Genomic DNA, 25449 nt, shown 5'->3' with positions numbered 1-25449 from the left:
TCAGTATAACCAAAAGGACGGACAAACTCAAGTATATATGAATTTGTCCGTTTATCATTTAGTGAAAGCGAGAGAGTATGTAATCCACTATTTTTTAACTACATTCATAGCAAACGTGATCTCTTTTATCGTTTTATTTTTTTGTTTGACCAGACAGCTCAATAGATTTTTGTGTACAGCGCTGCATAGCTGAAATGATGGCTGTGCGTAAGCCTTTTTCCTCTAATGTTGCTACAGCTTCTATCGTTGTTCCACCAGGAGAACAAACCATATCTTTCAATTCACCTGGATGTATTCCTGTTTCTAGTACCATTTTAGCAGAGCCTAATACAGCTTGAGCTGCGAATTTATATGCTTGATTTCTTGGCATACCGTCTAGTACAGCAGCATCTGCCATCGCCTCTATAATCATATATACGTATGCTGGTGAAGAACCACTTACTGATGTAACAACATCCATTAATTTTTCACTTACGATCTCTGCTTGACCAAAGCTATTGAAAATGTTTAGCACATCTTCTAAATCTTTTTCTGTCACCATCTCATTAGGGCATAATGCAGACATTCCTTCTCCAACAAGAGCAGGGGTATTAGGCATTACACGTACAACTTTTAATTTCTTATCAAAAGATTCCTCTGTACTTTTGATGCTTTTTCCAGCAGCGATCGTTACGACGATAACATCGTTTTTGATTACTTCTTTTATTTCGTTAATGATTGATGCGTATAGGTCTGGTTTAATTGATAAAATTAAAATATCAGCATTTTTAGCGACTTCATTATTGTCAGTAGTTGTAGTTAGCCCATATTTTTCGCTAGCGTGTTTTAAATTCGTAGTGTTTAAATCCGAACAAATAACTTGATTTGCAGACACTATCTTTTTGTTTAGCATCCCGCCAATGATAGCCATCCCCATATTTCCGCATCCGATGAATCCAATTTGTTTGTCCATAATTATTCAATCTTGCTCCTTTTATAATAAATTATATCCTTTTGAAATTATTATTTTAAAATAACAATAACATCTTCATGCAATATAAAGAAACATTCTAAGAGAATATATTCCTTTTTGCAACAGTAAAAGATAAAAATCAATTACATTCAACATTCTGTAAATATATACACTATCATTTAATGTTTTATATTTATGTATATGAGTTAAACTTATATCGATTTGTATTTTCATTCATTAGGGCAATATTTTCATACAAATACCATGCCGCTCTATTTATTTTTAAAAATACCTCTTGACACCAAATTAAATTATATCGCATAATATAAAAAATTAAACCGAAAATCGTTGAAGGGAAATAGTACATATGTCTTCTTGCGAAAGAGAGTGGAATTCACCGGCTGAAAGATTCCTCGTATAGAATATATCGAACCTATCCCTGAGTCTTAAATGAAAGTTTAAGCGTTCGCCTGCGTTATAGGCGCCAAGTGGATATCTATGTATATCAATTAAGGTGGTACCGCGGAACAATGACCGTTTCGTCCTTTTTATTTTATTAAGGGCGAAGCGGTCATTTTTATTTTGCTCTTTAATAGGCTAGGTGCAGCATTGGTGAGGATAGAAGTCGCTGCAAGCCAAATGAATAAAAGTGTAATCTATAAAAAACTTTGATTTTAGACTTGGGGGATATAAAAGTGAAAAAACAACGAATAGTTGTAAAGATTGGGAGCAGTTCCTTGGCAGATAGTCACGGAGGCATTTCTAAAGAACAACTTTCAGATCACGTTGCCGCATTGGCTCGATTGAAAGAAGAAGGACATGAAGTTTTGTTAATTACATCTGGGGCCGTCGCTGCAGGTTTTTCTGCTCTAGGCTATCCTAGCAGACCTGTGACAATTAAAGGGAAACAGGCTGCTGCGGCTGTTGGACAAAGTTTGTTAATGCAGGCGTATACGGAGGAATTTCGTAAATATGGCATCGTTACTGCGCAACTATTGCTGACGAGAAGTGATTTTTCTAGAAAAGAACAATATAGTAATGCTTATGCTACTTTAGGAGAGTTACTAAACCGTTCTGCTCTTCCAATCATTAATGAAAATGATTCCATCTCATTAGAGGAGCTGACGTTTGGTGATAACGATATGCTGTCAGCTTTAGTAAGCGGGCTTGTTTCGGCGGATATGCTAATGATTTTTACGGATGTGAACGGTTTGTACGACAAAAATCCTCAGAAAAATGCGGATGCGAAAAAGTATTATTTCCTTCCTGAAGTTACAGAAGAAATCGCTTCTCTTGCAGGAGATGCTGGGTCCAAACTTGGGACTGGCGGTATGAAATCAAAAATTGATGCTGCGAAGAGGGCACTTTCTCTTGGCGTGAGTGTATTTATCGGAACAGGGCGTGGACAAGAGAAATTTGTAGATGTTTTAAAGGGCAAAGGTGATGGAACATACGTCGGAAATGCTCCTCAAAAAGAAATAAAGATGAACAAGCAATGGATCGCTTTGCATTCGCTTGTTAGCGGACAAATTGAAGTAGACGCTGGAGCAGCTACTGCTATCATTCAGCATGGTAAGAGTCTTCTTCCTGCTGGCGTTACAAATGTGTCAGGATTTTTCAAAGTTGGCGATGTCGTAGAAGTCATGACGCAACAAGGGCGCGTCATTGGAAAAGGGCAATGCACATATAGCGCAGAGGAACTAAGAGATGTAAAAGGTATGCAAAGCCAAGATATTCAAGCAAGAGGCGATAGGCATAATTATGAAGTCATTCACAGAGATTATTGGGTTTCACTTTAAGAATAGTGATGTTAAAAAGGAGGAAATAAAAATGAATGAAGTGTTGGCAAAAGGAAAAAAAGCGAAAGAAATTGCTAGAGAACTTGTACTAAAATCTACAAATCAAAAAAATGAAGCACTTGCTGCTATTGCGGATCAGTTAAGAGTAGAAGTAGCTTATATTTTAGAGGAAAACAAACGGGATTTAGAAGAAGGTAAGGCAAAAGGATTTTCTGATTCACTTCTAGATCGTCTAATGTTGAATGAACAGCGTATTATTGATATGGCAGATGGGATTAAGCAGTTAATTGAATTACGTGATCCTGTTGGAGAATGTGTAAGTGAATGGGAGCGACCAAATGGATTATTTATTCAGGAGATGCGTGTACCACTGGGTGTTGTTGGTATGATTTACGAGGCAAGGCCGAATGTAACAGTAGATGCTGCTACAATTTGTTTAAAGACAGGAAACGCAGTTATATTACGTGGTAGTTCTTCTGCTATCAATTCTAACAAAGCTATCGTTGCTGTTATTCACCGAGCACTCAAACAAACAAGCTTGCCTCCAGAAAGTGTACAGCTTATAGAAGATACAACGCGGGATAGCGCAAAGCAGTTGTTTACATTAAACGATTATCTAGATGTTCTTATTCCAAGAGGTGGCAAACAATTAATTGATACTGTAGTGAGAGAAGCGTCTGTTCCAGTACTTGAAACGGGTGCAGGAAATTGTCATATTTTCATTGATGAAACAGCGAATAAACAAATGGCAGTTGATATTATTATAAATGCAAAAACGCAGCGTCCATCTGTATGTAATGCAATTGAAACGATTGTACTTCATGAGAAGTGGGCACAGCAATTTGGTAGCGAATTGTTTTCAGCATTGAAGGAAAAAGGCGTGGAGTTACGTGGTGATCAAAAAGCACTGGCGATTGATTCTTCAATTGTACTTGCTTCAGAAGAAGACTGGGGTACTGAATTTTTATCACTTACGCTGGCAGTGAAAGTAGTTTCTTCTATAGAAGAAGCGATTCATCACATAAATACGTATGGATCTATGCATTCTGAAGCAATTATTACAGAAGACGAGGAAAACGTCGGTAAATTCTTCACAGCTGTAGATGCGGCTGCACTGTATCATAATGCATCAACTCGTTTTACTGATGGATCTGAATTCGGATTCGGCGCAGAAATTGGCATCAGTACACAAAAGCTACATGTAAGGGGACCGATGGGACTTCCTGCATTAACTTCTACAAAATATATGATTCGTGGAAATGGACAGATTCGATAATAATAAAAGACACTCAATTCGTTTGGGTGTCTTTTGTTTTAAAGATTATTTATTTACCATACAAATAGTCCAACGAGCATAGCACTTAATAAGGATACAGCCATTCCGCTAACAAGAAGCTTCCAAACATTTTTACCGATTATGGATGATTTTTCTCCGCCAAATAATGAATTGTAAGTTCCGTAAATCATACCTACTGTACTAAAGTTAGCAAAAGAAGCTAGAAATGTCGTTGCAACCGCAATCGTATGTGGTTGTAACGACTTTAAATTTGATTTTAAATCCATCATGGCAACAAATTCATTCGTCGTTATTTTGATCCCCATTAATTCAGCTACATACATAGCATCATTACCTGATAAGCCGAGTAAGAAAGCAAAGGGACTAAAGATAATGGAAAAGATTTTTTGAATTGTTAAGCCTGTTACGAAAAAGCTTAAAATACCATTTAAACATGCAGTTAATGCCACGTAACCAATTACCATAGCTAAAATAACGATAACCATATTCATCCCGACTAACATACTGTTTGAAATAGTAGAGAAGAAATCCTTTTTTTCATCTTTTGAAGGTGTATATACGACATCTTCTTCTTTCGTAACTTCCACAGGATTTAATACATTGGCCAAAATTAATGCGTTAATACAGTTTAAAGGGATAGCACTGAAAATATATGTTGCCGGAACCATTGATAAATAAGCGCCAAGAATGGATCCGCTAACACTACTCATACTCATAATTCCAAAAGTTAATAAACGATTTTCTTTTAAAACGGATAATTGATCACGAACAACCGCAAGTGCTTCGGTGTTTCCTAAAAACATCATTTGAATCGAAAAGAAACTTTCTAACTTTGGTAAACGAGAAATCTTTGAAATAACTGCACCTACTTTATCAATAATCCAAGTTAAGATTCCAAAATAAGAAAGGATATCAAAGAATGTGATAACAAAAATGATAGGAAGTAATGCACTAAAGAAGAAATCAACAGTTGGATTTTCCATAGCGGAAGGAAATGCAAACCGAATACCTTCATTCGCACATGATAGTAGCCAACTGAAAAATGACGCAATTTTATTAATGATAATACTGCCCAGCTTCGTGCCTAACATAAACCATGTAATAAAGAGCTCCAATGTGATTAGAATAACGATTGGTCTCCATTTTATTTGTTTTTTATTAGGCGAACATAGGAAAACGAATAAGATTACAATGAAAATCCCTAACATATTTAATATGAAATGCATCTCAACAACTCCTTGAGAGTTATTATTTGTATATAAAAAAGCTCCTATTCTTCCTAATTTAGATTACAACGAAAAGTTATGAAGAATGTAAATGATGTTAGGGACCATTCATATTGTTTTTAAATACTGAAAAAGAACCATAGCAAACAAGCAGGTAGAATTGAAAGTTTTTCAAGTAACGAGTAGAAAAGGGAAACTAATAACTATATCCATTTTTAAATTGTTTAGGTGAAACACCTGTATGTTTTTTAAAGACTTTTGTAAAATGGCTCTGGTCATGGAAATTTAATAGTGTAGAAATTTCGGATATAGAATGTTTTGTGTAGGTCATTAAACTTTTTGATTCATCAATTTTAGCGCGCTGTATATATTCGCCTAGTGACATTCCGATTTCTTTTTTGAAAAGAGAAGATAGATAACTAGGATTTAATCCGACTATTTTTGCAAGGTGAGATAGTGTAATTTCTTCGTAAAGATGAGTAAATATATAATTTTGACATACGTTTATAGGTTTTGAGTGTTTTTGTATCGTTCCATTCTTTACTCGTTCTGAGAACTCAAGTAAAGCAGTCTCCAAAAATGGAAAAATGGCTTCACTTTTATTTATTTCTTCGAGTTTTTGAATAAATAAATCACTGAGTGTATATGCGATTTCAGGAAATAGTCCACCATCTATAGCTGATCTTGTCGCAAGTGTAATTGCTGCGATGGCAGAGTTTTTCTGGCTGCGCAAGTGACTTGTTTTTGACAATACACCAAGATCTCCTGATTCAGGTAGACTCCTTAAATTTTTGATTAAATCATCTTTTTTTCCCTGCTTAATACATTCAAATATTTTTCTTTCAGCCTGAGGGTCAATATGAGTTAATGTACTTTGACGTTGCGCCGATATATGTATATCGGGTTGTTCAATTTCAAATTCTGTCTTTTTTATCATTATATTTTTTTGGAGAATATCAGCAATGTCTAATTTTTGTTGATACAACATGTAATATAAAATCATACTTACATTTATAAATTTCAAATTGCTTAAAACGGGGAGGGATTGATAATATTGAACCATTTCCTCCGTGTTTATTTTTAGATGAAGATCATTTATGAGACCTTTAATGGAGGCTTCCGATAGTTTGGAATAAAGTACGGGTCCAACGATAATGTTCCCACTAAGTTGATCATTCAAAGGTAAGTTAATGGAGAAAAAATTTTCAAGAAAAGAAGTTTCTTCTAGTACCGGAAAATTATAAGCGGAATTTTCTTTGAATAGTTGATTACATAACTGCTCTTTTGAAGAATAGAAAGGGTGCTGCTGAAAATTAGGCGAGATTTCAAATGCCAAATAGCCTTTGTTATCAATAAAAAAGATAGGTGTTTTATGTATGTCAAAGACTAACTTACAAATATAATATAAATCTTCTAGTTTGGAGCCATTCATGATTTTAACCTCTATTCTATAAAAATTAGCCAATGTGAGTGTGGATAGTCATAAATAATTAACTAAAATTTTTACAAGTATTCTAAAGAATATACCATAATATCTAAAAAATAATAACTATAATAACATTAGGAAAGCGTTTACTTAATTGTTTTTTAGGAGGGCTATCTATTATGACAAGAGATATTAAGAGCATTATTTCACAAATGACATTAGAAGAGAAGGCAAGTCTATGTTCTGGATTAGACTTTTGGAATACAAAAGGAATTGAGCGATTAGGGATTCCTTCTATTATGGTAACTGACGGACCACATGGTCTTAGAAAACAAGCAGAGGGGGCAGATCACTTAGGGATTTATAACAGTATCCCGTCGACTTGTTTCCCATCGGCAGTAGGATTAGCAAGTACATGGAATAAAGAGCTAATCAATCAAGTAGGGGTTGCATTAGGAGAAGAATGTCAGGCTGAAAATGTAGGGGTTCTTCTTGGACCAGGTGCAAATATAAAACGTTCGCCGCTATGCGGAAGAAACTTCGAATATTTTTCAGAGGACCCGTATTTATCATCACAAATGGCTGCAAACCATGTTAAAGGTGTACAAAGTCAAGGGGTTGGAACGTCACTAAAGCATTTCGCTGCTAATAATCAAGAACATCGCAGAATGTCTGTAGATGCAATTGTTGATGAAAGAACATTGCGTGAAATTTATCTTGCTAGTTTTGAAGATGTTATTAAGGAAGCACAGCCTTGGACAGTAATGAGTGCTTACAACAAAATAAATGGAGAATACGCTTCGGAAAATACGTATTTATTGAATGATATTTTAAAAGATGAGTGGGGATTTGAAGGCTTTGTTGTATCTGATTGGGGCGCAGTAAATGAGCGTGTTGCAAGTTTAGCGAACGGTTTGGAGTTAGAAATGCCTTCAAGTTTCGGAATTGGTGAGAAGAAAATTATTGATGCAGTTAACGGTGGTGAGTTAACAATAGAGAAACTTGATCAATCAGTAGAGCGTCTTCTCAACATTATTTTTAAAGCCGTGGATAATCAATTAGAAAATGCTGTGTATAGTAAGGAAGCGCATCATCAACTTGCAAGAGAAGTTGCAAGTGAAAGTATGGTGATGTTACAAAATGAAGATTCCATCCTTCCGTTGAAAAGAGAAGGAACAGTAGCAGTAATTGGCGAGTTTGCAAAGCAACCACGTTATCAAGGCGGTGGAAGCTCTCATATTAATCCAACAAAGCTTGAAAGTATTCTTGAAGAAATTGAAATGGTATCAGGTGAAAAAACGAATATATTATTTGCACAAGGCTATGACCTTGCAAGTGATGATGTGGATGAAAACATGATTAATGAAGCGAAAATAGTAGCAGAGAGTGCAGATACAGCTGTTCTTTTTGTTGGACTTCCAGATCGCTATGAATCGGAAGGATTTGATCGAAAACATTTACAAATGCCAAAAAATCACGTGCAATTAATTGAAGCTATCGCTGAAGTACAAAATAATATCGTTATAGTTTTAAGTAACGGTGCGCCAATTGAAATGCCATGGATAGGAAAAGTAAAAGGAATACTTGAAGGCTATTTAGGAGGGCAAGCGTTAGGCGGAGCGATTGCTGATATATTATTTGGTGACGCGAACCCAAGTGGGAAACTAGCAGAAACATTCCCGAAAGTGTTAAGCGATAACCCATCTTACTTAAACTTCCCTGGTGAAGGTGACATAGTGGAATATAAAGAAGGTGTGTTCGTTGGCTATCGTTATTACGATAAGAAACAGATTGAACCATTGTTCCCATTTGGGTTTGGATTAAGCTATACAAACTTTGAGTATAGTAATATTTCAATCGATAAGAAAGAAATAAAAGATAAGGATACGGTTTCTGTTCGTGTAAACGTGAAAAATACTGGTAGTATAGCAGGGAAAGAAATTGTCCAGCTTTATATAAAAGATGTTGAAAGCAGTATGATTCGGCCTGAAAAAGAATTAAAAGGGTTTGAAAAAGTAGAATTGCAACCGGGAGAAGAAAAAACGGTTAGTTTTACTCTAAATAAAAGATCATTTGCTTATTACAATGTTGAATGGAAGGACTGGCATGTCGAAACAGGTGAATTCGAAATTTTAGTAGGGAAATCTTCAAAAGAGATTGTTTTACATGATAGCATTTTTGTTCAATCAACAACTATAATTCGAAAACCTGTACATCGTAATACGTTACTAGGGGAAATATTTATGGACCCAACCTTAGCGCCAATCGCAAAAGAGCTTATGGAGAAAGCATTAAAAGACAGCCCGTTTAGTAGTATGGCTGAAGGGGATAGTGATGCCTCTGAAATGATGGAGGCTATGCTGAACTATATGCCGTTACGAGCGTTAGTGAACTTTAGCGCCGGTGCTTTTACAGAAGAAATGTTAGGTGAAATCATTGGGCTATTAAACGATGCGCAAATGAATCAATAAGTAACGAATAACATAAAAAACGCAGTTTGCAAATAAACTGCGTTTTTTTTACGTTCCATAAAGTTTTAAAATTCTAAAAAAATAGAAGGTATAATTCGATAAAAATAGAATTTAATACGTAGTAAAATAAGGAGGCGATAAAATGGAAGTCTTTCACGTAACGAGTAGAAAGAGGGAAACGTACAATGTTCAAATAAAGTATTCGATACTTTTCGAATGCGCATTAGGTATTGCAGCAATTACTCATAAAAGGTTAATCGATACTCTTGAAAAGAGTCAAAATGAATGGGCAGAGATTAAGGAATCATTAACAGAAGAAATGAGAGAGCACCTACAATTTGTAGAAGAACATAATACGTGGAAAGCGTTGCTTCAGTTATTGTATGAAGGAGAGTTTCAGGACTTATCACAGTTTCATGCTACAATCGATTCGCTTTCGGAAGAAGATTTGAAGTATATATGTTTACCGTTTTTAGGTGAGAAGTATGAAGAGAAAAGACATTTAGCGGCAAGTGGAGACGTAACTGCAATACATGAACTAATGGAACTGACACATGATCATCAGTTTTTCTCCGCGTATATTCGTTTTATATGTGATGTTCATGTACAAGTGCTGAAATCTCATTTAATCGCTGTTATGACAGGATGGTATGAGAGTGTTATTCAGAAAGAGGAAGAGCAAATATTATCTATATTAAAAAGAGATTATGAAGCGAAAAATGAAATGAATAAAAAGATGAAACCAGAAGAGTTTGTCGAGTGGGCGACCGGCGGTGTGAACTATATGCCAGAGCCAAGTGTTCATTACGTACTTCTCATCCCGCAAATGATATACAGACCGTGGAATATTGAGGCGGATATTGAAGATACGAAAGTATTTCATTACCCAGTCGCAAACGAAAGCATCCATCCTGAAGATCTGTATGAACCGAATTATTTTTTAGTTCAAAAACATAAAGCGCTTGGGGATGAAGCGAGATTACGCATTGTAAAAATGTTGTTCGAAAAAGAACGAACATTGCAGGAAATTACAGAAAGACTGCAACTCGGTAAATCGACTGTACACCATCATTTGAAATTGTTGCGTGCAGCGAAGTTAGTTGATATACATGACGGGAAATATATATTAAGAAAGAAAGCAGTACAGTCGTTAGCGAAAGAATTAGATGCGTTTTTAAATAGATAATATGCAACTAGAGAATGTACATAAAGGGAGGCTTTTAATAGAAAAGTTGGTGTATGAAATTGAAAAATGTGTTGAAAAATCGTTCGTTTTTTTTCATGTGGATTGGAAGCGCGATTTCAGAATTGGGCGGGGCTTTCGGAACGTTATGTAATTCGATTCTTGTTTACGAATTAACAGGGTCAAAAACAGCATTAAGTAGTATGTGGTTACTATATTTTATCCCATCGCTCATACTACAACTTATAAGTGGTCCATTTATTGATAAATGGAGCCGGAAATGGATTATGATATTTTCGCAATGGGTACGGGCTTCGGCTTTCTTACTACCGTTAGTGATGTTACTTACTAGTAGTATAGAAGTTTGGCATGTGTATGTCGTACAAATTATAATCGGGCTTATTACACCGCTGTATACACCTGCAAGTCAAGCCATTACACCGAGCATTGTAAGTGAAGAACAACTTCAAGACGCAAATGCATATATTGATGGGATGGCTCGACTTATGATGTTTCTTGGACCAATATTAGGCGGAGTGGCCATTCATTTGATGGGAGTAGAACTTACACTATCTTTCGTATGTATTTGTCTATTTGTTAGTGGCACTTTTTTACTTTATATAAAAGAAAAGAGAACAACACAATCCATTCGGAAAACGTGGCTAGAACAGTTTCTTCACGGTTTTACATATTTTTTCACAAAACCAGTTATCGTTTGGCTCGGTGTCTTTCTTACTTTCGTGCAATTTGGGGTGGGGGTAACGCTGGTTACAAACCTTCCTTATATAAAAGATGAGCTGTCAGCAGGGTATGTGGAGTTTGGTTATTTTATGGCTGGTTTCCCGTTTGGCTATGTAATTGGATCTATACTAGTCGGAAAAGTAACATATAAAAGCCGGCGTATACTTATGCTTGGTGGATTGTTTATAGGAGGACTAACATACATTTCTCTAGGGTTCAATCATAGTATAGTAATTGCGGTGTTCATTGAAGTAGTTGCAGGCATTTGTATTTCATTTTTCAATGTTCATAACACAACCATATGCCAACAAACAGTACCGAACAATATGATAGGACAAATATTTTCAGTGCGTTTATTTTTCATACGATCCGCTATGCCGTTAGGTGTGTTATTAGGAGGCATATTAAGTGAAATGTGGGGAATAAGAGCACTATACTTTATTATCGGTGCGATTATATGTGTTACTTCTTTAATAGGGTTATTCCTTCCGTATTTCAAATTTTTAGATGAAGCTGTTGAAGAGAAAACAGCATAATTCAAACAATTAAAACTTTTAATTGAAAATAATTATCATAATCAATTATAATAGAAGAATACTAGTATTCGTATTAAAAAGAGGGAGTGGAATATATGTTTATTGAAACGAAAACATTTACAGTAAAAGAAGGTACATCAAATATAGTTGTAGAACGTTTCACTGGAGAAGGTATTATTGAAAAATTTGAAGGCTTCATCGACTTAAGTGTTCTTGTGAAAAAAGTAAGACGCGGAGATGAAGAAGTTGTCGTTATGATTCGCTGGGAATCTGAAGAAGCATGGAAAAACTGGGAAACAAGTGAAGAACATTTAGCAGGGCATAGAGCGAGTCGTGGGAAACCAAAACCAGATCATATCATTAACGTTGATCACGCAGTTTATTATGTAAAATCATCGAAAGCGGCTTATCAACAGTCGTAATATAAATGTAAAGGTAGAGGATATTTGTTTAGTAATAAACAAATATCCTCTTTTTTTGATTTATAGTAAAATATGGATGTGATATATGTTTTATTGTTTCGTTATAAATGGAGGTAAATGAAGTGAAAAAAATATTACTAATGGCAACTTTAGCGACGACATTATTATCAGCGTGTAGTAATAATAATGTGAAAGAAGAAGTATCTAACAATGAGGAAGATAAACGTGAAACTAGTGCAAAAATAGTAGAGCAGAAAGAGTATATTATTCTTGATAAGAATTATAATGAAATATTTCTAAAAGATGCTAGCTCAAATAAAGAAGATAGTGTGAAAGTAAGTTTAAATGATTTAAATCCAACAAAATGGGAGGCACCTGTAAGAAACGGTATCCTAGATATAGGTGATCATATTTCTTTGGAAAAAGAAGAGGATAAATATACACCTACATTAGTAAAAGATCTTGTTGGTGAAATAAAGTATGATGGTACAATTAAATATAAAATTTTAGAAGCAACTAATAAATCAGTAAAGTGGTTTCCGCTAAATAAAGAGAACAATGGAGGATATGTTCCGCCTGAGATGGTAAAAGTAGTGAATGCTTCGAAAATAAAAGCTGGAGATATTGTTACAATTCAAGATAAAACAAAAAGCAGTAAAGACGCAATTGTATATGAACTGACAATTGTTGAATAAGTATAGAAGATTGTAAGAGAAGTACAATATATTTAGGTAAGGACTAACCCCATAATAAAATATTTGGAGGTTACAAATGTTAGAAGTACAAACATCTATTAAACATGAACAACATAAAAAATTAGTACAAATAATAGTAGCTGAAATCTTATCAATAGATAAGGTAACTGGATGTATGCTTATCGGATCTGTCGCAAGGGGTGATGCATATCCTGATTCGGATTTAGATTTATATATTCTGTTAGAAGACGGACAAAAGAAGAAGTTTCATTCTGAAACGAGGGAAGAAATTTTAGTTGAATATAAGTATGCAGACGTTAATCAAATACTAGTAAACTTTAAAAACAATCCGATGGAACTATACTCATTTTTAGAAGGGGAAATTTTATTTGATAAAAGCGGCGAGTTGAAAAGGTTAAAGGAGATAGCTACCTATGAATTTGAAAACTATCGTGTTTCTAGTGGCAAAGTGAAAGGTATTTCTCATTGGTTGCATAGTTCGCTCATTAAAATTCAGTCTGCTTTGAAAGCAAATGATGAGTTAAAAGCTTCATACATCGTTCATACGTCAACGTGGACATTGTTAGAAGGGATATGGGCTATTAATAACCAACCCACGCCGCCAGCGGGCTCTGTTTTAAAGTATATTCAAGCGTTGCCTAATAAACCAATTCAATTGGAGGTATTGCTTCATAAACTATTTTTAGGTGCTACGAAAGAACGTACCTCTTCAGCAATTTTCTTGATTGATTGGGTTTTACATAATTTGAAAATTAAATAATGTGGGTATTTTATTTAGGTACATTCATATTTCATGTCGAATGGTTCATGTAATTGCATTCATTAAAAACGTTCTAGGCGATAGAAAAAAGTATTAGACTATAAAACATAGTCTTAGATGGAACGCTTGAATATCTTGTCTTACATGTTTAGGTGTTATCAATATGAGCCTATATAACTTCTGTTTAATAGGAGATGAGTGAATGAAGTTAAATCATTTGAATCTATGCGTGGATGATTTATTAGAAGCGAGACATTTCTTTGAAACATTTTTTGATTTTCAATTTTTGGAGCAAAAGGGAAAGGCACTAGTAGTGATGAGTGACGAGAGTGGATTTCTACTTGTGCTAAGCGACCCCAAAGCATTTAAGGGGAATAAGGAAGTTATGTATCCTGAAGCTTTTCATATTGGTTTTTTAGTGGATACTTCAAATGAAGTGGATCAAGCATATAATCGTTTAGTAGCTGGAGGTATTGAAATAGAAAAGGCACCGTATTCTATGAGAGGTAGTAGTTACGGTTTTTATTTTACAATCTTTAATGGATTGTTAATTGAAGTGTCTTGCCTTGACTATAAAGATGGTAAGAAAGTATCAACAAGAGTAATTGTTTGAAGATATAAATAAAGCCCCTTATCCTGAAGTGAACCCCGAAAACGGGACACCTATCAAAACACCTAAACCACTTGTTCCCTAAATTCTTTAGGGGATAGGTGGTTTAATTTTTCTTGAATTCGCACACAATTGTAGTAATGAATGTATTCTAGCACAATCTTTCGCACAGTTGTGTTGGATACTTTTGTTATCTCTTGTGAATAGAAGGCTTCACTTTTTAAATGACCAAAGAAGCTTTCCATGACGGCATTATCATGGCAATTTCCTCTCCGGGACATGCTAGTGATAATGCCGTTTTCTTTGGCATACGCTTGAAATTCCTTCGCAGTATAAATACTTCCTTGATCTGAATGAAGAAGGACATCTTTTACTTTTCTCCCTCTCATTGCTTGTTTTAATGTCTTCATCGCTAATGGCAGTGCTTGGGACTCGCTGATGACATAACTAATAATTTCACGATTAAAGGCATCCATAATCGTCGATAAATACAAGGTACGCTTTCCAAATAATAGATATGTCACATCTGTAAACCACTTTTCATTTGGTGCGGATGCATCGAATTGACGTTCCAATCGATGAGGGGCTACCACTGGTTCCGCACCATTGATATATTTCTTTTTCTTCCGACGAACTTTTGAGAGAATATGATTTTGTCTCATGATTCGTAATACTTTTTTATGATTCACACACAGCCCCATTTTTCGAAGAGTAGCGGTCACTCTTCGGTATCCATACCGTAATTTATGCCTCAGACAAACGTCTTTTATTTTCTCTTCTATCTCATCTCTCAGGTCCTCTGTTCGTTGTAACCAACGATAAAATGTAGAACGGGTTAATTCTAATACGTTGCACAATTCTTTTACCGTTATTTTTGTTTTTACATCTTTCCATAAAGTAACTACAGCTTCTGGTTTCAGCCCCTTTCGATTTCTAGATACTTTCCCCATACAAGTAATTTTGTTTTTAACTGTTTATTTTCTAACCGTAGCTGTTCCAATTCATTTAACTCTTTTGGCCCTTTTCCATAAGAATATTGTTTTCCTACAGGTTGTTGAAAACGGTACGTTTGACCGGTACGATACCACTTCATCCATGTCTTAATTTGGGAAACATTTTTAATTCCAAGCTTCTCCATAATGGTCCGATTGGAATACCCATCCTTTTTCATTTCTATGACTTTCCACTTTATTTTTTCTGGATAATGAACTCTTGTTTTCAAACCAAAAACACCTCCATTGAATTTGCATACTTAGTATGCGAATTCAGGAGGTGTTTTTTTCATGTACCACTATTCGGGTTCACTTCATCCAGTTTGGAAAGGGGCTTTATTATTTTAAGGGACATAAAAGTAAAAACAAACGAATTTTAGTCATGAAAATGGCTTGTGAGACAGCTTCTTTATTAATCTATCTTAATTTCAAATTCAAGCACAGTTTGATCTTTCCTAAACGGCATATTGAGTTCTTTAAATCGTAAGCTTATTCCAGACAAATTATTAGGAAGGGCAGGAGATATAACGAAATGATGACTAAAATGTCCATCAGTGCCGCCACCACCTTCTGGCCAGCAATCATATGTATTATCTATTGATAATTGGAAAAAATTATGAGGCTTATTTTCATTAAAAACTTCATCAGTGGAATCCCAATCACTATATAAATAAACTACACTAGCATTTGCATATTGCCGAATAAAAGTTACTGTATACATAATGTCTTCATGTTCATGTGTTTTAAAAACCGGTATATGTTTTTGGAATGTAGTTGGTTCAACGCGAGGTTTAAATTCACCTTCGTCCATCATGGAAGAGAATAGTGAATTTAAATAGTCTGGATAAAATCCGTATTGCTTTGCCCATTTACTAATGGCTTCATCATGTGGAAAACCTGGATCACCACCTGAAAGTTCTTTCCGTTCTTTTAATAGTGCACAAATTTTTTCATCGATCGTATATAATTTTTCATCGTAATAATCAGTAGGGCGTTCAAAAGTCATACGTTGCATAATTATTCCTCCTTTTCTTTATTTTAACAAAAAAGAAAGGACGATACATTTTTAAATGTAAATATTAATTGTAAATGTAAGATCATTCATAACTCGAATATTGTAGATTTAAAATGAAGTCTGATAACAAGGTCTATTTTGCAGAGGGATTGCTTATGCATAAAATAATAATAATGTATGAATCAAGCAGGTTTCCCATATGGTACAGTACGAAATTATTATAAGTAGTACAGTGATATGAATAGGAGGTTATCGCTATGACAGATGTATTTAAAGATATGGCATTCCAGCTAAAAACGGAACGACTCGACCTAAATATGTGGGAAGAATCTGATGCGGTTTGGCTGAGAAAATTAATTGGTGAACGTGGTGCGGACATGCCAACCATTGAATCTGTTCGTAGCCATCTTATCGAAATGCGCAAGAAAGCAGCTGAAAATGGTATTTCTCTTCTAACTATTCGTAGGAGAGAAGAAGGGGATTTCATCGGATACTGTGGCTTAATCATCGGTCGTTCCACACTTGAAGAGCCGGAAATTGCATACGAGTTGTTCCAAAGTGCTCATCGTAATGGTTATGCGACAGAGGCAGCATCAGCAGTGCTTGAGGCTGCGATTGCTACGGGCCGTCATAGACTTTGGTCTACTGTAGGTGCTTGGAATACGGCGTCTTTTCGGGTATTAGAAAAGATAGGGTTTAAGCGGCATCACAGTACGTGGGGGGAGCGCGGTGAGATTGTTTGGAACGTACGCGATTTGTAGAAATTTGACCCAATTCAGAACAAAAAATGAAAAAGAAAGCCTCTATGTTAGATTACTTAGTAATCTAACATAGAGGCTTTTCCTTATAGTAAATATTGAGTTTATATATATGTAAGTGTAATAGTCTGTCGTTTATCCCGTTTTAATGGGCAGTAAGACCCTCACTGATTAAAGTTTCACTTTATTTTAATTTTTTACATCTTCATATAATTGGAGAGCCTCTTTCACATTCATTCCATTCTTCACAATGCCATGAATCGCTTGAATCATGGCAGCAGGATGTTCAGATTGCCATATGTTTCGGCCCATGTCTACGCCGATTGCGCCTTCTTGCAGTGCATTGTACGTAATGTTTAATGCGTCTTCAATTGAATCTAGTTTTGGTCCACCAGCGATTACGACTGGAGCAGGGCAAGTACTTGTAATTTTTTCGAACCCTTCGCAGTAATACGTTTTAATAATGTCAGCTCCCATTTCAACGCATACGCGGGAAGCGAGTGCTAAAAAGCGAGCTTCACGTTTTTGCAGTTCTTTCGCAACAGCGGTAATACCGAGTACTGGTAGACCGTAATCGTGAGCTTCTGAAACTACATTTGCGAGATTTGAAACTGTTTGTGTTTCATAGTCTGATCCGACGAAAACAGAAACACCGACGCCGATTGCGTTTTGTTTCACTGCTTCTTTTACAGGTGTAACAATTGTTTCATTCGCTAAATCTTTGCCGACGACAGTAGCTCCGCCTGATACACGCATAACCATCGGTGTGCTGCAGTTTTCAGGAATACAGGAGCTAAGTACACCGCGCGTTAAAAAGAGGGAATCTGTATAAGGAAGTAAGTTTTTAACTGTTTCAAGTGGTTGTTCTAGCCCGTGAATGGGCCCTAAAAAGTAGCCGTGATCTATCGCTAGCATAACCGCTCTGCCATCAGGTAAAATTGTATTTAATCGATTTTTAAATCCCCAAGTCATTTGAAATCACTCCTTCGTTAATGTTGGATTTTCCGTTTGTACCGTATCTTTATTGGGTAAATGTGGTGACTTAATAAAAACTGCTTTAAAAGGTTTGTCAGAATGGTTAATAAGATAGTGAGATTCATGGGGGCGAACTTGCAATACATCGCCTTGTTTAATCGGGACTCTTTCGTTATTCACATAGAAATCTATTTCACCTTCTAATGCATAAAAGACTTCCTCGCAAGTTGTATGATAGTGATTTTGAAACTCTTGCCCAGGCTGAATGACAACAAGGCCAAGATCAATATTCGGACCTTGTATTAAATATTTTGGCCCGTTATCACCGAAGCGATAGGAAAAGTCATTTTCATTCGCTTTTAACATTTATTTCACTCCTTTATGTAATGTGTTACAGTGCACCAGGCGCAATCCACATATGTGAGGTGAGCCCTTTATCAGCTAAAGCGAGCTGACTGTCATACACAGTTTTCCATGTTTCATAGAATTCTTTATATAGTTCATGATTTTCAGTAACTGGTTCAAATGTATGCTCCCACTGTACAAACTGTTCAGCAGTTTCTTCCATAGATGAATATATGCCAGCGCCAACTCCAGCAGCAATCGCAGTTCCTAAAGCAGCTGCTTCTTTCACAACGGGTACTTTTACAGGAATACCGAGTACGTCTGATAGAATTTGTGGCCATAGTTTTCCTTTAGCAGCACCGCCAGCAAAAATGACTTCAGAAGGGAATGTTCCTGTGAGATTTTCTATTAATTTTAAGTTACCAAGTGTAACGAAGGCAGCATTTTCCTCAATAGCACGGAACAGTTCTTTTTTTCCGCATTTGTCAGCATCTAAACTTAAATTTAAAAAAGAAGGTGCAGCATGACGCCAAGAAATGTAGTTCATAACGTTTGAAAAAGTAGGGATAATACCATATGAACCGACAGGTACGTCTTTCGCTTGTTCTTCTAATAATGCATAAGCATCTACACCGAGTTTGTCAGCAAGTTTCTTTTCCTCTTGGCAAAAAGCGTCTCGAAACCAGCGCATAACAAGGCCTGGAAAAAAGGCGATTGTTTCATATTGCCAAAGGTTCGGAACGACGTGACAATTTACCCGAATTGCAGCTTGTGGATCTGTTATCGGCTCTGTAATATTCACTTCTTGTTGCCAAAAACTACCGCCGCATATTAATGTTTGATTAGGCTTCACGACTCCAGTTCCGAGCGATGCCATTTGAGCATCTCCGCCCCCGGCGACGACAGGAATTCCTTCACGTAATCCAGTTAATACTGCACACTCTTTTGTAACGTTGCCGATAACGGTACCAGCTTCATTTACTGTTGGTGAAAATGGCAACGTTAGACCGCACTCCTTAGCGACATCGTTATCCCACACTCTATTTTGTAAGTCAAAAATACCGGACGTACATCCGTTTGAGGCATCGATTTGCAGTACGCCGCTTAATTTATATAAAATCCAATCGTTTAACATCGTAAAAGAATGAATATTGCTATAGACGTCTGGTTCATGTTTTTTAATCCAAAGTAGGCGGGGTAAAGCACCTAATGAAAAAGTTTGCCCAGATCTTGTATATAAATCTTCTTCAAGATGTGACCGAATTTCTTTTAGTTCACTAACTTCAGTTGATGCGCGCCCATCAACATTTGCGCATGCCCATATTTCTTGCCCATCTTTATCATATAAAACAAAACCTTCTCGCATACTAGTAGCGCTAATAGCTTGAATAGAAGAGGGAGGTATATTACTTCTTTGCAGAACTTCTTTCGTACATTGTTGTACAAGTTGCCAGTTTTCAATGACATCAAAATTCATAGAACCTGGGTAACGAGGATCCGTTTTATGAATCCATTCTTTTTGACTGACCGCAATTTGATTACCTAATAAATCAAAAAGAACAGCTCGAATGCTTCCTGTACCAGCATCAAAAGCTAATAAATGAGACATTAACAATCACCATCCTTTCGTAATAAGGAGAGAGCCGTTTCCTCATCGGTAATTAATGTATGAATGAACTTTCCTTTTAAAGCACCAAAAATTGCATCTATCTTTTCTGTACCTCCAGCAACACCAATGACATGCTTCATTTTGCGAAGGATAGAGAGCGGAGTACCAATAAGGCGGTTGTGATGTGGGAGCTTTAATAAATCCCCATCTGTATTATAAAACTGCCCTAAAATATCGCCCGCCCCGTTTTGACTACGAATATATGTCATCTCACATAGTGTTAATTTTTCTTCTTTTACAATCGTAGCGTCTTGAGATAATCCTCCAATACCAACAACAGCCGTATGAGCAAGTGAAGCGACATGAAGCATATCCTTTACACTTGGTTCTGATAAAATGCTTTGTGCCATTTCGGTTGTGGATGCTAGAAACGGCGTAGGGATAATATGAAGATCGCCTTGCATGTAGTGTAAATAGTTTTGTTTTCTTGGGAGATAGTGATTTACTCCGCCAGTTAGCGTTACGATTGAAAGATTAATGGAACTTTCAAAATGAATATTTTCTAGCATTTTGCTAATCGTTTCACCCCACCCAATGCCGAGTAAATCGCCTTGTTGGAGCTGAGTTTCTAAATACTGTGCAGCAGCTTTTCCGAGAGAAGCATGATAATTGTCTATTGGAGTAGGGATAATAAAAGCATCTTTTAAGTGGAATTTTTTCATTAGGTCACGTTCAATACTTAAACAGTGCAAACCAGTACCTTTTACGTGAAATGTAACGATACCTTCACTGCGCGCCTTATCTAATAACCGGACGACTTTATTTCTAGAAATATGAAGAAGTGAAGCGATCTCCTGTTGTGTTAATTGATCTTTATAATAGTACCAAGCTACTTTAGTTAATAAATTCTCTTCAAAGTTCAGCTGTGTCATACTCGTCATCCCTTTCAACAATTGACCAATGCTTAAACATATGTGCCGTATATTTTGTTTATTCCAGTTGAAACGATTAATAGTCTGATGAAAAAAATGTTCTAGATATGAAAAAAGGAATATACAATGCTACAAAACAAGTAGAACAAATAATCATTTTCTCAAAAAATGTTCTGTATAAAGGCAGGTGACATCATGTGGATAACGTACCTTTATTACAAGTAAAGGAAATGAGTAAGGCGTTTTCAAATCAACTTGTACTAAAAGAAGTAAACTTACAAGTAGAGCGTGGTGAGATATACGCTTTAGTTGGGGGAAATGGTGCTGGAAAATCAACATTAATGAAAATATTAACGGGGTTATATTCGTATGATAGTGGAGAAATGTATGTAAAAGGAATGAGGAAACAGTTTGCAAATCCGAAAGAAGCACACAGAGAAGGGGTTTACTTAATACCACAAGAACCACTCATTTTTCCGCATATGACCATTGAAGAAAATATATGTATCGGACTGAAAAGGAAGAAAAAGGAATTAAAAGTAAAGATTCAGCAATTAATTGACAGTTTAGGATGGGATATTGACCTTAATGAACTAGGAGGATCACTATCCATTGCGCAGCAACAGTTAGTAGAAATCGTAAGAGGATTAATACGAGAAGCAGAGATTCTTATTTTAGATGAGCCAACATCGACATTAACAACTCACGAAATTAAGAGTCTTTTTGTGCTGATGAAAAATTTACAAGAAAAAGGAATTGGGATGATATATATTACGCATCGCTTTCCAGAAATCTTTGAAATTGCCAACAAAGTAGCGATTTTACGTGATGGAATGATTATAAGCCAAGGGGATGTATGTAACTATACATATGACATGCTAATGGAGGGTTTATTGCCGCAAGGGTATAAACAAGAAGAGGAAAGAGAAATAGTGCAAGAGACAAAAGAAACGAAAAAAATATTAGAAGTATCTGATATAACGAGTCACGCTTTCGAAAATATATCATTCACTGTACATGCTGGTGAAATTGTAGGTATTGCGGGCATTGTTGGATCGGGCAGAACTGAATTAGCAGAATCGATATTAGGATTAAAATCTATAAAATCAGGTTCTATTTTATTAGAAGGAAAATCAATTGATTCATGCTCTTTGCATAAAAGACTAAGAGAAGGACTTGTTTATGTGCCAGAGGATAGAGCCAGAAATGGTATTTTCTCAATTGCATCGGTTAAAGAAAATATGACTGCAGCATGTTTACATCAGAATTGTCGCTTTTTCATTAACCAAGAAAAAGAAAGCGCTTTAGTAAAGTCGTATATAGAACAATTTCGAATTGTTGTACGAAGCATGGATGAAGTTCTAGCATCTTTATCAGGAGGTAATCAGCAAAAAGTCGTACTTGCAAAATATCTTGCGTGTAATCCGAAAATTATTATTCTTGATGAACCGACTCGCGGAATTGATGCGAAAGCAAGGCTTGAAGTATATGAGACGATAGAAAAAATGAAAAGGGAAGGACTCGCAATATTATTAATCTCTTCAGATGTTGAAGAAATTGTTCAATTAGTAAACCGTGTATATGTAATGCGAAATGGAAAATTTGTTTCTCATTTGGAGAAAGAAAAGGTGAATGTAGATGAAGTTACACGTCTTGCTTACGGAGGTGTAACGGAATGAAACGTATGTATAAAATGCACGAAACGTCTATCATACTGTTATTACTAAGTTATATTGCCATTGTCGGAATGATAAATCCAAGTTTCGTTCAACTTAACTCGTTATCTTTAATGATGAAATCTAGCGTTATTTTAGTCGTGCTAGCAATTGGCCAATCGTTTGTCTTATTTACGAAAAATATAGACGTATCAGTTGGTTCAATTATGGGATTAAGCGCAGCGGTTTGCGGGATGTTGTTAACGGATGGATTTAGTGCAATCTTGTCTATTACTGCCGCTATAATACTTGGGGCTATTATTGGTTTTGTAAACGGAGTTGGCGTTGCGAAGCTTCGAGTACCAGCTATTATTATGACATTAGGTATGTTAGGGATCATTAGAGGTGCGATGTTAATTTTCACAGGCGGAAAATGGATTGAAGATATTCCAAACAATTTTAAGCAACTCTCATCTATCGTCATACTTGGTCTGCCAATAACTGTATGGGTTGTTCTGATTATTTTATTACTACTATACTTCTTTTTAAGGAAAGTACCATACGGGAGATACTTTTATGCGGTAGGTGATAATGAAGATGGCGCGAGACTTATTGGTATACCAGTTAATAAAGTAAAGATATATGCGTTTATTATATCAGGCATAAGTGCTGCGCTCGCTGGTTGCATTTTTGTTATGAATATCGGGTTCGTTCCTAACCAAACAGGTACTGGGATAGAACTACAGGTTATCGCAGCCGCTGTACTAGGAGGAATTCATTTAAAAGGAGGAACGGGTTCTATATTTGGAGCTGCATTAGGAGCGTTATTTTTAGAGGCGATAAGCAGTTCACTCGTATTTTTAAAAATACCAGCATTTTGGAATAATGCTATTTCAGGTTTCTTATTATTATTAATCGTCATATTAGATAGTGTTATGAAAAAGTGGAGGGCAGAAAGGAGGATGAATCTATGAAGTATTTATATAGATGGGAAGGTGTTCTAATTGTATTACTTTTTATAGAATTCATTCTCTTTAGTTTTATAAGTAGTGATTTCTTAAATATTAGTAACCTTCTTTTTAGTACAAATGATTTTCTATTTATCGCAATCGCTGCGATACCAATGACTTTCGTTATTGTAACAGGAGGAATTGATGTATCGGTCGGCTCAATAATGGGGCTCACTTCAATCTTGATCGGTGTGCTTTGGATGAACGGAATACCTATTTTATTTGCTGTCATAATAGCCCTAATCATTAGTTGCTTAGCAGGAGCTTTAAACGGAATCATTATAAAAATGACAGATGTAGAGCCACTTGTCGTTACACTCGGAACGATGTTTTTATACGGAGGAATTGCACTCGTCATTTCGGGAGGGGCAGGAGCTTCTGGATATGAAGGGATAAGTGGTTTACCTGAATCATTTGTACAACTGGCAAATGGTAGTTTTATAGGGATACCGAATTTATTATGGATACTGATCGTATTAACAGTTTTATGTACTTTATTATTCCACCGAACTGTATATGGGCGTCACGTAAAATTAACAGGAGCGAACGAAAACGCAGCAAAATACACAGGGATTAAAACGAAACAAGTAGTTATCATCGCTTACATAATTTCCGGGTTAGGAGGTGGATTAGGGGGCGCTTTTTTAACTGCATATTTCGGTTCCGCACGTGCAGATATGGGAAGTGAAACGATTTTACCAATTATTACAGCAGTTGTATTAGGAGGGACACTTATTACAGGGGGAAAAGGAAGCATTATCGGTACTGTACTGGCAAGTATTTTTATAGGGTTAATGCAGTATGGTTTGCAAATGACGGGTTTAACAAATGAACAATCCAACGTAGTAATTGGTATTATTCTTATTCTTTCAGTTATTATAAGACATTTCAAATTACATCAAATTACACCGGGGAAAAGAAAGAATTTGCATAAGGGGGAAATGTCATGAAGAGAAAACTAGGGATTGTATTCATTGTATGTATTTGTTTAATCGGTTTAATAGCTTGTTCTAGTCAAACGGCAGATAAGAAAAAAGCGGATGATGTGAAATTTGCATTCATTCCGAAACTAACTGGGGTTGGTTTCTTTACATCTGGTGGTGAAGGAGCAAAAGAGATGGGAGATAAACTAGGCGTACAAGTGAAGTATGATGGACCGTCTGAAGCAAGCGTATCAGGGCAAGTGAAATATATAAACAATTTTATTAACCAAAACTATGATGCACTTATGATCTCCTCTACTTCAGTGGATGGTCTATCACAATCATTACAACGCGCTAAGAAAAAAGGGATGACGGTGTTAACGTGGGACTCTGATGTGAATCCGAGAGACCGTTCATTTTATATAAGCCAAGGTACACCAGATCAACTTGCTAACTTATTAATTGAAATGACTTCAATGCAAATTGGAGATAAAGGCAAAGTAGCCTTCTTTTATTCAAGTCCAACAGTAACGGATCAAAATCAATGGGTAACGAAAGCGAAAGAAATTATTAAAAAGAAATATCCGAACTGGGAAATTGTTACGACACAGTACGGTGAAAATAATGCGCAAAAATCGTTATCAGTAGGGGAGAACATTTTAAAAACGTATCCAGATATTAATGCAGTCATTTGCCCGGATGCAACGGCACTTCCGGCAATGGCACAAGCAGCTGAAAACTTGAAAATGGATAAAAAAGTAGCCGTAACTGGCTTCTCTACACCAAACGTTATGCGTGATTACGTAAAACGAGGAACAGTACAACAATTCGGATTATGGGATGTAAAACAACAAGGTGCACTCGCAACGTATGTAGCAAATGAAATAGTAGTTAAAGGGAAGAAGTTAAAAGTAGGGGATAGCTTCGAAGTAAAAGGAATCGGAAAAGTGAAAGTAGAGCCAAACTCCATCCAAGGTTATGATTATGAGGCAGAAGGAAACGGAATTATCGTATTACCAGAGCGAGTTGTATTTACGAAAGAGAATATTGATAAATATAATTTCTAGTAAAGAAAAAACGTCCGAATATATCGGAC

General features: G+C 36.0%; 23 protein-coding genes and 1 other annotated feature. Of the genes, 14 read left to right on the top strand and 9 right to left on the bottom strand.

The genetic code is table 11. From position 1 onward, the window contains the following. Window positions 1-133: 133 nt before the first annotated feature. On the bottom strand, window positions 134-952 hold the full coding sequence (gene proC, locus MHB74_RS14510; RefSeq protein WP_061679889.1) for a pyrroline-5-carboxylate reductase: 819 nt from the start codon (window positions 950-952) through the stop codon (window positions 134-136). A gap of 339 nt (window positions 953-1291) precedes the next feature. Continuing rightward, window positions 1292-1502, top strand: a binding site (T-box leader). A 145-nt stretch (window positions 1503-1647) separates the two neighbouring features. Between proC and proB the strand changes: the two genes are divergently transcribed. After that, on the top strand, window positions 1648-2751 hold the full coding sequence (proB, locus tag MHB74_RS14505; protein WP_061679890.1) for a glutamate 5-kinase: 1104 nt from the start codon (window positions 1648-1650) through the stop codon (window positions 2749-2751). Between the two features lie 31 nt (window positions 2752-2782). Next, window positions 2783-4027, top strand: coding sequence for a glutamate-5-semialdehyde dehydrogenase (locus MHB74_RS14500; protein ID WP_061679891.1), 1245 nt, complete (start codon window positions 2783-2785; stop codon window positions 4025-4027). 53 nt (window positions 4028-4080) lie between these two features. Here MHB74_RS14500 and MHB74_RS14495 read toward each other — a convergent pair whose 3' ends face one another. Together MHB74_RS14495 and MHB74_RS14490 are read right to left on the bottom strand one after the other, a co-directional pair. Continuing rightward, window positions 4081-5274: a NupC/NupG family nucleoside CNT transporter gene (locus tag MHB74_RS14495; RefSeq protein WP_061679892.1), complete on the bottom strand. Its 1194-nt coding sequence runs from the start codon at window positions 5272-5274 to the stop codon at window positions 4081-4083. 196 nt (window positions 5275-5470) lie between these two features. Next, window positions 5471-6706, bottom strand: coding sequence for a helix-turn-helix domain-containing protein (locus tag MHB74_RS14490; protein WP_061679893.1), 1236 nt, complete (start codon window positions 6704-6706; stop codon window positions 5471-5473). Between the two features lie 173 nt (window positions 6707-6879). Between MHB74_RS14490 and MHB74_RS14485 the strand changes: the two genes are divergently transcribed. The 7 genes from MHB74_RS14485 to MHB74_RS14455 all read left to right on the top strand — a co-directional run bounded on the left by MHB74_RS14485 (window position 6880) and on the right by MHB74_RS14455 (window position 14142). Then, the gene (locus MHB74_RS14485; RefSeq protein WP_061679894.1) at window positions 6880-9171 is read left to right on the top strand and encodes a glycoside hydrolase family 3 C-terminal domain-containing protein; all 2292 of its coding nucleotides are present in this window, start codon (window positions 6880-6882) and stop codon (window positions 9169-9171) included. Window positions 9172-9313: 142 nt separating this feature from the next. Further along, window positions 9314-10357 carry an ArsR/SmtB family transcription factor gene (locus MHB74_RS14480; protein ID WP_061679895.1) on the top strand — a complete coding sequence of 348 codons (1044 nt, stop codon included), beginning with the start codon at window positions 9314-9316 and terminating at the stop codon, window positions 10355-10357. A 53-nt stretch (window positions 10358-10410) separates the two neighbouring features. Beyond that, a complete protein-coding gene (locus MHB74_RS14475; protein ID WP_061679896.1) occupies window positions 10411-11631 on the top strand; it encodes an MFS transporter in 1221 nt (406 codons plus the stop codon). Window positions 11632-11726: 95 nt separating this feature from the next. After that, on the top strand, window positions 11727-12053 hold the full coding sequence (gene hmoA, locus MHB74_RS14470; RefSeq protein ID WP_000469503.1) for a heme-degrading monooxygenase HmoA: 327 nt from the start codon (window positions 11727-11729) through the stop codon (window positions 12051-12053). Between the two features lie 107 nt (window positions 12054-12160). Then, window positions 12161-12748, top strand: a complete 588-nt coding sequence (locus MHB74_RS14465; protein WP_081110401.1) for a hypothetical protein — start codon at window positions 12161-12163, stop codon at window positions 12746-12748. 76 nt (window positions 12749-12824) lie between these two features. Then, the gene (locus MHB74_RS14460; RefSeq protein WP_061679898.1) at window positions 12825-13529 is read left to right on the top strand and encodes a nucleotidyltransferase domain-containing protein; all 705 of its coding nucleotides are present in this window, start codon (window positions 12825-12827) and stop codon (window positions 13527-13529) included. A 202-nt stretch (window positions 13530-13731) separates the two neighbouring features. Then, the gene (locus MHB74_RS14455) at window positions 13732-14142 is read left to right on the top strand and encodes a VOC family protein (RefSeq protein WP_061679899.1); all 411 of its coding nucleotides are present in this window, start codon (window positions 13732-13734) and stop codon (window positions 14140-14142) included. 62 nt (window positions 14143-14204) lie between these two features. Here MHB74_RS14455 and MHB74_RS14450 read toward each other — a convergent pair. Beyond that, window positions 14205-15361 (bottom strand): IS3 family transposase gene (locus MHB74_RS14450; RefSeq protein WP_340844248.1). Its coding sequence is split into 2 segments (ribosomal slippage): window positions 14205-15112 and window positions 15112-15361, totalling 1158 coding nucleotides; the frame shifts between segments, so codons are not numbered across the junction. Window positions 15362-15543: 182 nt separating this feature from the next. Continuing rightward, entirely contained in the window at window positions 15544-16146 is a 603-nt protein-coding gene (locus MHB74_RS14445; RefSeq protein ID WP_061679975.1) for a chorismate mutase, read from the bottom strand. A 257-nt stretch (window positions 16147-16403) separates the two neighbouring features. Between MHB74_RS14445 and MHB74_RS14440 the strand changes: the two genes are divergently transcribed. Further along, window positions 16404-16907, top strand: a complete 504-nt coding sequence (locus MHB74_RS14440) for a GNAT family N-acetyltransferase (RefSeq protein ID WP_061679974.1) — start codon at window positions 16404-16406, stop codon at window positions 16905-16907. 186 nt (window positions 16908-17093) lie between these two features. Here MHB74_RS14440 and lsrF read toward each other — a convergent pair whose 3' ends face one another. Genes lsrF through MHB74_RS14420 form a run of 4 tightly spaced genes read right to left on the bottom strand, consistent with a single transcriptional unit; the run spans window position 17094 to window position 20765 of the window. Continuing rightward, the gene (gene lsrF / locus MHB74_RS14435) at window positions 17094-17876 is read right to left on the bottom strand and encodes a 3-hydroxy-5-phosphonooxypentane-2,4-dione thiolase (RefSeq protein WP_061679973.1); all 783 of its coding nucleotides are present in this window, start codon (window positions 17874-17876) and stop codon (window positions 17094-17096) included. 6 nt (window positions 17877-17882) lie between these two features. Beyond that, window positions 17883-18245 (bottom strand): cupin domain-containing protein, encoded by a 363-nt coding sequence (locus tag MHB74_RS14430; RefSeq protein WP_000909986.1) that lies wholly within the window; start codon window positions 18243-18245, stop codon window positions 17883-17885. A 25-nt stretch (window positions 18246-18270) separates the two neighbouring features. After that, window positions 18271-19833 carry an autoinducer-2 kinase gene (lsrK, locus tag MHB74_RS14425; RefSeq protein WP_061679972.1) on the bottom strand — a complete coding sequence of 521 codons (1563 nt, stop codon included), beginning with the start codon at window positions 19831-19833 and terminating at the stop codon, window positions 18271-18273. Next, window positions 19833-20765, bottom strand: coding sequence for a sugar-binding transcriptional regulator (locus MHB74_RS14420; protein ID WP_061679971.1), 933 nt, complete (start codon window positions 20763-20765; stop codon window positions 19833-19835). The genes lsrK and MHB74_RS14420 overlap by 1 nt, the downstream gene beginning before the upstream one ends. Window positions 20766-20962: 197 nt before the next feature. Here MHB74_RS14420 and MHB74_RS14415 point away from each other — a divergent pair, with 197 nt between their 5' ends. Genes MHB74_RS14415 through lsrB form a run of 4 tightly spaced genes read left to right on the top strand, consistent with a single transcriptional unit; the run spans window position 20963 to window position 25420 of the window. Next, window positions 20963-22444 (top strand): sugar ABC transporter ATP-binding protein, encoded by a 1482-nt coding sequence (locus MHB74_RS14415; RefSeq protein ID WP_061679970.1) that lies wholly within the window; start codon window positions 20963-20965, stop codon window positions 22442-22444. Then, the gene (locus MHB74_RS14410; protein WP_061679969.1) at window positions 22441-23394 is read left to right on the top strand and encodes an ABC transporter permease subunit; all 954 of its coding nucleotides are present in this window, start codon (window positions 22441-22443) and stop codon (window positions 23392-23394) included. The genes MHB74_RS14415 and MHB74_RS14410 overlap by 4 nt, the downstream gene beginning before the upstream one ends. Beyond that, window positions 23391-24380 (top strand): ABC transporter permease, encoded by a 990-nt coding sequence (locus MHB74_RS14405; RefSeq protein ID WP_061679968.1) that lies wholly within the window; start codon window positions 23391-23393, stop codon window positions 24378-24380. The genes MHB74_RS14410 and MHB74_RS14405 overlap by 4 nt, the downstream gene beginning before the upstream one ends. Beyond that, a complete protein-coding gene (gene lsrB / locus MHB74_RS14400) occupies window positions 24377-25420 on the top strand; it encodes an autoinducer 2 ABC transporter substrate-binding protein LsrB (RefSeq protein ID WP_061679967.1) in 1044 nt (347 codons plus the stop codon). The genes MHB74_RS14405 and lsrB overlap by 4 nt, the downstream gene beginning before the upstream one ends. Window positions 25421-25449: the final 29 nt, after the last annotated feature.

This window comes from Bacillus sp. FSL K6-0069, from assembly GCF_038007785.1.
GTDB classification, from domain to species: Bacteria; Bacillota; Bacilli; order Bacillales; family Bacillaceae_G; genus Bacillus_A; species Bacillus_A mobilis.
This window is presented reverse-complemented; position numbering and strand designations above follow the sequence as displayed.